General features: G+C 51.5%; 6 protein-coding genes and 2 pseudogenes. All 8 read right to left on the reverse strand.

The genetic code is table 11. The features are described 5' to 3' along the window. On the reverse strand, nucleotides 1–1,757 hold a 1,757-nt coding region (locus Q0140_RS05530; protein WP_297962653.1), incomplete at its 3' end, for an NADH-quinone oxidoreductase subunit N. After that, on the reverse strand, nucleotides 1,747–3,276 hold the full coding sequence (locus Q0140_RS05535; protein WP_297962655.1) for an NADH-quinone oxidoreductase subunit M: 1,530 nt from the start codon (nucleotides 3,274–3,276) through the stop codon (nucleotides 1,747–1,749). The genes Q0140_RS05535 and Q0140_RS05530, both read right to left, overlap by 11 nt. Before the next feature lie 7 nt (nucleotides 3,277–3,283). Further along, nucleotides 3,284–5,131: an NADH-quinone oxidoreductase subunit L gene (gene nuoL, locus Q0140_RS05540; protein WP_297962657.1), complete on the reverse strand. Its 1,848-nt coding sequence runs from the start codon at nucleotides 5,129–5,131 to the stop codon at nucleotides 3,284–3,286. Next, nucleotides 5,124–5,447: an NADH-quinone oxidoreductase subunit NuoK gene (gene nuoK, locus Q0140_RS05545; RefSeq protein WP_297962659.1), complete on the reverse strand. Its 324-nt coding sequence runs from the start codon at nucleotides 5,445–5,447 to the stop codon at nucleotides 5,124–5,126. Before nuoK ends, nuoL begins: the two co-directional genes overlap by 8 nt. A gap of 1 nt (nucleotide 5,448) precedes the next feature. Beyond that, nucleotides 5,449–5,976 (reverse strand): NADH-quinone oxidoreductase subunit J, encoded by a 528-nt coding sequence (locus tag Q0140_RS05550; protein WP_297962661.1) that lies wholly within the window; start codon nucleotides 5,974–5,976, stop codon nucleotides 5,449–5,451. A gap of 320 nt (nucleotides 5,977–6,296) precedes the next feature. After that, nucleotides 6,297–6,881: pseudogene (nuoI, locus tag Q0140_RS05555) on the reverse strand (NADH-quinone oxidoreductase subunit NuoI); the annotation flags it as partial. Nucleotides 6,882–6,892: 11 nt separating this feature from the next. Continuing rightward, nucleotides 6,893–7,888, reverse strand: a complete 996-nt coding sequence (gene nuoH / locus Q0140_RS05560) for an NADH-quinone oxidoreductase subunit NuoH (RefSeq protein WP_297962662.1) — start codon at nucleotides 7,886–7,888, stop codon at nucleotides 6,893–6,895. Further along, nucleotides 7,885–9,147 (reverse strand): annotated as a pseudogene (locus Q0140_RS05565) (hypothetical protein); the annotation flags it as partial. The gene nuoH and the pseudogene Q0140_RS05565, both read right to left, overlap by 4 nt.

A 9,147-nucleotide genomic window follows, 5' to 3' on the forward strand; every position in this document is an offset into this window, starting at 1 on the left:
TTTACCGCGCCGGTTAGAAATTTCACTAAAAACGGCGCCAGCACGCATGCCACGCTAGCTAGTACGACGGCAAATTTTATCTGCACCGAGACCGCGCTCAGTGAGCCGTCAAGCCCCGCATCCTCCCGCGGCTCGTGCAAGAACATACACACGATGAGGCGCAGATAGTAATACAGTGCGAGCGCGCTATTTACCGCCATGATGACGGCGAGAGCAAAGTAGCCCGAATTGACCGCGGCGCTTAGCAGATACATCTTGCCCCAAAACACGCTAAACGGCGGAATACCCGCAAGCGAGAGCATAAAGATCGCCGCGCATATCGCAAAGAGCGGATGGGTGCGGATCAGACCGTCAAATTTCTCAAACGGATGCTCGAAGCGAGCTGTAAATTTAGAGCTTTGCGCGCAAATTTCGGCGCCGGGCTCGCAAGTTTTAGTGCCGAAAAGGCTCACTTCCGCGCCGGGCTCGCTCTCTTTAAAATTTTGCTCGTTTTCTTTGAAATTTTGCTCGCTCGCTTTAACGCTCCACTCGGCGCAGGCTGAAATTTGCCCGTTCGCGCCTAAATTTAACTTGCCAGTAGAACCTAACTCGTGATTTTGCGAAAAAGAGAGCTTTGCGTTTGAGATAAAATTCTCCTCATCCTCTCCGTTTGTATTTAAATTTAAAGCGGAGTTTTGGGTTTTAAATTTTAAATTTAACGAGCGCGCGCGCCTTTGCCGTACGCACCAGATGAAGGCAAACGCCCCGAGATTCGCCACGGCGTATAGGATCCAGTAGGTGAAAAGCGCCGCATTTGCCTGCGTCGAGCCGATCACGATCGCGCAGAGCACGAAGCCTGCGTGCGAAACGGAGCTGAAAGCGAGCATCCGCTTGACGTCGCGCTGCACGAGCGCCATGAGGTTTGCTAGACTCATCGTAGCCACCGCTACGGCGTAGAGCACGATGTTTAGCCACTGCACGCCGATGCTTTGCAGCGCTTCAAACAGCCTGATCGCCACGACAAAGCCCGCGATCTTGGGCACGACGGACAAAAAGCCTGCCATAGCCGAGCTCGCACCCTCGTAAACGTCGGGCGTCCAGGTGTGAAACGGGATCAGCGAGAGCTTAAATCCTATCGAGACGATCATAAATGAGCAGGCGGCGAAAAGCAGGACGTTGGTTTGTAAATTTGAACTCTTGGCGATCTGCGCGATGTTTGAAATTTCCATAGAGCCGGTCGATAGAAAAAACATCGCCGCGCCGAATGCGAAAAAGCCCGATCCCAGCGCGCCCATTATGAAGTATTTTAGCGCCGCTTCGACCGATCTGGCGCGATTATGCAGCGCGATTAGCGTATAAAGCGCTAGCGAGCCCGTCTCAAGCCCAACGAGGATCATCATTAAGCTTTCGCTCGCGACCATAAACTCATACCCCACAAGCACGAATAAAAACAGCACGAAAAACTCCGCCGTGTGGTACTCGTGCGCGCTTCTTGCACCCAAAGATAGAAAGATGAAAAATATCGAGCCTGCGAGCATAATAAGCATCGATAGCATCGCGATTCCGTCCACTAGCATCACGTCGAAAAGCCCGTGTATGCCGCTGTTGTATCCAAAAACGAGCCCGAAGCCCAGAGCTAGCGCCAGTATCGTGATGACGGCGTAAAATTTATACGATAGCGTGCGCGCAAAAAGCGAAACCGCGAGCATCAGCAGAGCAAACCCTCCGAGTATCGCCATAGGCGCGATCGAGGCTAAATTTAAAAGATTATTTTGCATCGCTTCTTACCTTAAAATTTGCTTTTTCCATATAGGCGCGAGTCGCAGTCTGAGAGGCTTTGTTAAACATCAACTCAAGGCTTTGCGTCACGCTAGGCTCGATACTCTTTAACATCAGATTCGGCGCGACGCCGAGCACTACCACTAGCACGCAGATCGGGACGATAGAGCAAAGCTCGGTTCTGTTTAGATCGCTTAGCTTTTTATTCTCCTCATGCACGAGCGCGCCGAAAAAGGTCTTTTTATAAAGATTCATCGAATAGATCGCGCCCATTATGATGCCGAGCCCGCCCAAAAGCGCATAGCTAAAGCTTATTTTAAAAATCCCCGCAAGGCTTAGGAATTCTCCCACGAAGCCGATCGTAAGCGGAAGTCCTATCGAGCCTAGCAGCACGACGCAAAAACAAAACGCATAAAGCGGCATCACGCGCGCAAGCCCGCCGAATTCGCTGAAAAGCTTCGTGTGTCTGCGGTCGTATAAAAAGCCTACGAGCATAAAAAGCCCGCCGCTTACGATACCGTGGCTTATCATCAAAAATACCGCGCCGCTCATTCCTTCGCGGCTCATTGAAAAAATTCCTAGCATTATGACGCCCATATGCGCGATCGAGCTATACGCGATAACCTGCTTGATATCCTTCTGCGCAAAGGCGATGAAGCTCGCATAGATGATCATAACGATCGCTACGGCGCACATCATCCCGCTAAAATGCACGCTCGCGTCGGGAAATAGCGGCAGCGAAAATCGCACGAAGCCGTATGTGCCCATCTTAAGAAGCACCGCGGCAAGCAGAACCGAGCCTATCGTAGGGGCCTGCCCGTGCGCATACGGAAGCCAGGTATGAAAAGGAAAGCAAGGCGTCTTGATCGCAAAAGCGACCGAAAATGCCAAAAATAGAGGAATTTGCGTGCTAAGCGGCAGCGACAAGCTCTGCCAGTTTAGGATATTAAAGCTATACTCTCCCGTAGCCTCGTGGTAGAAATAGCTCATCGCTACGAGCCCTACGAGTAGAAACATCGAACCTAGAAAGGTGTAGATGAAAAATTTCACCGCGGCGTAAATTCTCTTGCCGCTGCCCCACGCGCCGATAATGTAGAGCATCGGAATAAGCGAAAGTTCCCAAAAGATGTAAAACAAAATCGCATCCAGCGCCACGAAAACGCCCACCATCGTCATCTCTAAAAATAGAATGCAGATGATTAAATTTTTGGCGCGCTCTTTAATGCTTAGACTAAGCAGCGCCAAAAAGGTAACCAGCGTGCTTAGGATCACTAAAAACAGCGAAATTCCGTCCACGCCGATGAAGTAGTTGATGCCGTATTCGCTTATGAAAGGGTGCAGCACGCTAAACGCGATGCCGTCCACCGGCTCGTAGAGTATCCACAAAACGAGCGAAAGCACGAACTCTATAAAGCTCATCGTAACGGCGTAGGTCTTGATGCTCGCTTCGTCGATCAAAAAGCCTAAAACCGCAGCTACCGCCGGGAAAAATATAACCAAACTTAAAAAGTATTCCATGCCCACCTCACAGCGCAAACGCCAAAATCAGCAAAATGAAAGATCCCAAAACCATCCACCTTAAATTTGCGCTCAAATCTCCGCTATTGCTTGCGCGATCCGCACCTTCGCCGCCTTTTACCGCGATGCGAGCGATCAGATCGACGCTGGCGTCTATGATCGCGCCGTCGCATTTAGCGCAGATCTCGCTAAGCTTAGCGTATCCGCGCACGATCACGCGCTCGTAAATTTGCGGGATAAAATACTGAGCGATCAAAATTTTACAAAATTTGCAGTTCTTTAAATTTTGGCTAAATTTACCCTTGCCGTATGTCCAAATCGTGCCGATCGCCACCGCGCTTATCATCGCTAGCGTTAGGGCGATCAAAATTACCTCTACGCCGTGCGGGATCGAAGCTTTAAAGCCCGGAAGTATGCTAAGCACGAACTCCGCAAAATCGTGCTCGAAAAAGCCTGCGATCACCGCAGGCACGGCTAATACGCCCATCGCGATGAGGGCAAAGCCTTTCGCCTCGTGCGGATGGTGGGTAAATTTTTGCTTGCCGAAAAACACGAGCATTATCAGACGCACGCTGTAAAACGTCGTCATCGCAGCGCCCGCAAACAGCAGCGCCCAGATAAAATACGCGTCCGCGCTCCACGCCGCTTCTAAAATTTTATCTTTTGAGAAAAAGCCCGCGAACGGATAAAATCCGCAAAGCGCGAGCGAGCCTATGCACATTAAAATTGCCGTCGGCCGCATAAACTTATATAATCCGCCCATATTTTGGATGTTTAGATCATCTTTCATCGCGTGCATTACGTTGCCCGCACCCAAAAATAGAAGTGCCTTGAAAAACGCATGCGTCGCCAGATGAAATAGCGCGATCCAATACGCCCCGAGCCCCGCGGCTACGAACATATAGCCAAGCTGCGAAAGCGTGGAGTAGGCGATGATCTTTTTAAGATCGTTATGAACCAGCGCCATCGACGCCGCAAAGACCGCCACGAAAGCGCCCAAGCAGACGATAAAACCGCTTACTTCGGGAGCGAGCGCGAAAATAGAGTTTGCGCGGATTACCAGATAAACGCCCGCTGTAACCATCGTCGCTGCGTGAATAAGCGCGGATACGGGCGTAGGACCCGCCATCGCGTCGGCAAGCCAGGTATGGAACGGAAACTGCGCGCTTTTGCCCATCGCGCCGATAAATAAAAGTGCGGCGATCAGGGTTAAAATTTCAGGCTCCAAGCCCGCTGCGTTCGCAAATACAACTTCGTACCGCAACGAGCCGAAATTTAAATAGATCAGAAAAATTCCAAGCAACATCCCAAGGTCTGCGATGCGGTTCATTATGAAAGCTTCGTTGGCGCACCAGCTGTAATTGCTCCTGTCGTACCAAAAGCCTATTAACAGCCACGAGCAGAGTCCGACCCCCTCCCAGCCGATAAAAAGTCCTAAAAAATTATCGCTCGTTACCAAAACCAGCATCGAAAATACGAAAAGCCCCAGGAAGCTGAAAAATTTAGAGAAGTTTTCATCATCCCACATATAGTAGATCGAATACACGTGCACGACGCTGGAAACGATGCCTACGACCACCATCATCACCGCACTTACGCTATCTATGAGAAAGCTAAATTTTGCGTCCAAAAATCCCGTGCTTATGAAATCGGCTAAGCTTACGCTGATTAGGCGGTTGTCAGAGACGAGCTCCATCAAAGCAAGCGACGCGATAGTGCTTAAAATCACCAGCGCCGAGCAGATTACGCCAATAAACATCTTATCTTTGGCGCGAATGAAAACGCCTGCGAAGATCGCCGAGGCAAGCGGTGCGAAAAGGGCGATTAAGAGCCATACAAAAACGGTATCAAGCATCCAGCCCGTCCTTAGAAGGATTTTTAAAATTTACGAAGCTGTCAAGTTCGATGCTGCCCGTTTTCTTATACCACAAGATGAGCAGCCCAAGCCCCACGGCCATCTCGCTCGCGGCGATCGCGACGATGAAAAGCGCAAAAATTTCGCCGTTTATGTTATCGTAAAATTTCGCCACGGCGACGAGGGCCAAATTTGCGGCGTTTAATAAAATTTCGCTCGAAAAAAAGAGCATTATTAAATTCCGTCGCTTCATCATGCCCGCAAGCCCGAGCCCAAACATCATCGCAGCGACGATCAGATAGTGATTTAGACCCATTTTATCCCTCGCTCTCTTCGTAGCTCAGGCTCGCGTCCATCTGCTTATGCGCAAGCACGATAGCGCAGATCATCGCCACTAGCAGCATCACGGCTACAAGCTCGAAAATCGCCAGATATTTCGTAAAGATAATCATCCCAAGCGCCTCGGTATCGTCGGTGTTTAAAATTTTAAGCGTTTCTACGTTGTTTGCGACCACCGCGCCGAGCACGATAATCACGAGCAAAAATGCGATCACGCCACTAAGCGCGAAAAATAGCCTTGCCCCCTTTTTCGGCTCGCTTACGTTTTTATCCGCGCCCAAAAACATCAGCGCGAAGCCGTAAAGCACGATCACGGCGCCAGTGTAGACTATGATCTGCACTACGCCCAAAAACTCCGCATCCAGCAAGAAGAAAAATCCGCTCATAAATACCATGCCGGCGGCCAGCGCGCTAAGGACGTAAAGGACGTTTTTGCTAAAAACGCTGATGCCGAAAAGCGCCAGGCAAACCGCGCTGAAAAAATAAAATGCAAGCGTTTGTATCATTGCTCCTCCCCCTGCGCGGCGGAATCTTCGGCGCTTTGAGAGGCGGAATTTTCTTTGGAATTCCGCGCCGAATCAAGCGTAGAATTTTCGGCGTCCGCGGAATTTTCTTTAGAATTTTCGGCGTCCGCGGCGGAACTTTCCTTTAAGCTTGCCCGCCCGGCGTCTTGCCGCTCGGATAAAATTTCGCCACTTAAGTCCGCGCCTGAAAATAGAATTTTATCGCTAGCGACACCCTCTTTTTTGGAGCTTTCCGCGGCGCTTTTTAAATTTAAATCCGCGCTCTTTAAGCTTAGCTCATCGCTTGCGGCGTCGCTTTTTATATAGGCGTTCGGCGTCATCTTGATCCGCGCGCCCGCGTTTTCATCCAGGCTGCCGTAGCCCGCAAACTCCTGCACCGCGCCGTTTAGACATAAATTTTCGCCGCGAATCAAAAGATCCTCTTTGAAGCCGTAGTAAGCTCGCTGTTCGCTCGCAAGCTCGTACTCGCAGCCGTGCACGATAGCGATCTCGGGGCAGACGTCCGCACAAAGCCCGCAGTAGACGCAGCGCCCTAAATTTATCGAGTAGTTATCTACCTTTTTGCGACCGTCGGCGCCGAGGCTGGTCTCCATCGCGATGCAGTTCGCCACGCAGATCTTCTCGCACAAGCCGCATCCGATGCAGCGCTCGCTGCCGCTTTCAAGCAGGCGCATGAGCTTATGCACGCCGCGATATCTAGGCGGCATGACAAATTTTTCCATAGGATATCGAAGCGTGTGCGAGCCGCCGCGCTTAAACATATTTTTTAGCACCACCCACAGCCCCACGAAAAGCTCGCCGCGAAAGGTGCGGGAGAGGAATCTGCGCAGCTTATCGCCGCCGGATTTAATAGGGGCTCGTTTATCGATCTGGGCGTATCTTGCCATCGCAACCCTCCTTAAACGATCGCTAGCGCGGTAATTAGCACGCAAGCAAGAGCTAACGGCATGCAGACTTTCCAGCAAAGTCCCATCAGCTGATCGGGGCGCAGATGTGGCCACGCCGCGCGAGCCCATAGGAAGCAGAAAAACACGAGGCTTGATTTTAATACCATCATAACGCCGCCAGGGATAAACCAAAACGCGTTGAATCCGCCCAAAAACAGCAGCGTCGTAGCGACTGAGTAGGTTATGATATTGGCGTATTCGCCGATAAAAAACATACCCCAGCGCATGCCCGAATACGCCGTACCCGCGCCCGCTACGATCTCGGTTTCGTTTTCGGTAAGGCATAGCGGCGTGCGGTTGCACTCTACAAAGGCTGCGATGAGAAAGAGCGCGAAGCAGACGGGCTCTTTCCAGATAAACCACTTGTCGATGCCGCCGCTTTGCGCGCTTACGATGTCGATGAGCGAGAGCGAGCCCGTGATCATCACGATAGGGATCAGGCTAAGGCCGTTTATCACCTCAAAGCAGGTGATCTGCAAAAACGCGCGAAACGCGCCTATCGTGCCCCATTTATTGTAGCTCGCAAGCCCTCCGATCAGCAATCCGTAAACGCAGGTGCCGCTAGTTCCGAGCAGGAATAAAATTCCCACATTTATATCGCTTAAAATCGGCTGGATCGTCCGCCCCCCGATCGTAAACTCCGGCAGTAGCGGCACTACCGAAAGCGCCACGAAAGCGCCCGTAGCCGAGATTATCGGCGCTATTTTAAAAAGAAGCTTATTCGCCCGCGCAGGGATCGCGTCCTCTTTGGTAAAAAGCTTTATCATGTCCGCGCCAACCTGCAAAAGCCCCGCAGGCCCGACCATAGAGGGCCCGATCCTGCGCTGCATAAAGGCAAGTACCTTGCGCTCGGCGTAGGTCGCAAGCCCCGAGAGCAGCGCGATGACGGCTAAAATCACGAGCGCCTTTAAGACGGTAGCTACGAAATAAAATGCACTATCGCTCATCTGCCCTCTCCTTTGGAATTTGAAATTTTCTCGATTTTTACGCTTGCGTAGCGCGAGGTTTTGAAAAATATCTCGCTGCGCAGCTTCTCGTCAAAATACGGCAGATACGCCCCGCTAAAGCCTGGATCGATCTTTACGCTAGCGACGATTTCGCATTTTAAATTTATGAGCTCAGTCGCGCCGTTTTCGCTATTTTCATTATCAGAGGTACCGACTTTGTGCGCGCCGCTAGCTTTTTCGGCACGGCTTACGACGAAGCTGCTCAAATTTAGCGCATCGCCACTTTTACGCACGCTCGCACGATCTATTTTTTCTGCGTCTATTGCGATTGGAGCGCTTAAATTTAATGCGCCGTTTGAGCCTCCCGTATCGTTTAAATTTGACGCGCTGTCCGTTTTACTCGCGCTACTTGCTCGATCCATTCTTTCCATGCATTCCACGCCGTTTGAGACGTTCTCGTCGCCTGCGTCGCTAGTTTTTTCATTATGGCCCGCATCGTCTGCTTGGTAAATTTTAACGACGTCGCCTGCGCTCACGCCCAAGCTTTCGGCGATGCTAGGGCTTAGATACAGAGCGCCCGCTTCGCCCAGAGCGCTGCTTGCGCCGCTAAATTTATTGAATTGATGCAGCGGATTTGCCTCATAGATTAAAATTTCGTCCTCGCCCGCGCTAATCGGCGCTGAAAGCGAAATTTCAAACTCCTCCTCGCTAGCGGCGAGCTCCTCGTTTCGCAGCTCATATCCGCGGTGGTTTGCGCCGCCGTTGTCGTAGAAATTTTCTAAATCGTCAAATTTAATCGGCTCAAAATCCGCGCCCAAGCTAGGCGTATAGCCGATCGCGTGCTCCGCGCAAACCCCAAGCGCACAGGCGATGTCGTTTAGCTCGTATCCGCCGTAATCAAGCGCCGCATTGGTGGGCACTACGCGCTTGTCGTAGTTCGTAAACGTGCCCTCCTGCTGCACCAAGCTAGGCGCGTCCAGATCCGCTTCCAGCACGCCGAAGCTAATATCGCCCGCTTCATTGTAGCCTAGCGTCTCGCCCGCGCTCATTTGCGCGCTAAGCTCGCAGATGAGCGCAACGCCCAGGCTGTTCGTGCGCGGCGGCACCACTAGCACCTTAAATGGCGTATAGCGCTGCACCAAGCCCGCTAGACGCGCAAACGTGGCGCTATTTGGCGTGCGGATAAGATCCTCGCCGATGATAAGCGAAAAATGCTCCTTTTTAGCCAAAATTTCATCTATTTTTTGCTCGTCCAGACC

It is taken from the genome of uncultured Campylobacter sp., assembly GCF_938045405.1.
Lineage (GTDB): Bacteria > Campylobacterota > Campylobacteria > Campylobacterales > Campylobacteraceae > Campylobacter_B.

Excerpts from the sequence above, each read along its gene's own strand:
- Q0140_RS05550 (WP_297962661.1), bottom strand. The coding sequence starts at position 5,976 with ATGATACAAACGCTTGCATTTTATTTTTTCAGCGCGGTTTGCCTGGCG.
- nuoH (WP_297962662.1), bottom strand. The coding sequence starts at position 7,888 with ATGAGCGATAGTGCATTTTATTTCGTAGCTACCGTCTTAAAGGCGCTC.
- nuoK (WP_297962659.1), bottom strand. The coding sequence starts at position 5,447 with ATGGGTCTAAATCACTATCTGATCGTCGCTGCGATGATGTTTGGGCTC.
- Q0140_RS05535 (WP_297962655.1), bottom strand. The coding sequence starts at position 3,276 with ATGGAATACTTTTTAAGTTTGGTTATATTTTTCCCGGCGGTAGCTGCG.
- nuoL (WP_297962657.1), bottom strand. The coding sequence starts at position 5,131 with ATGCTTGATACCGTTTTTGTATGGCTCTTAATCGCCCTTTTCGCACCG.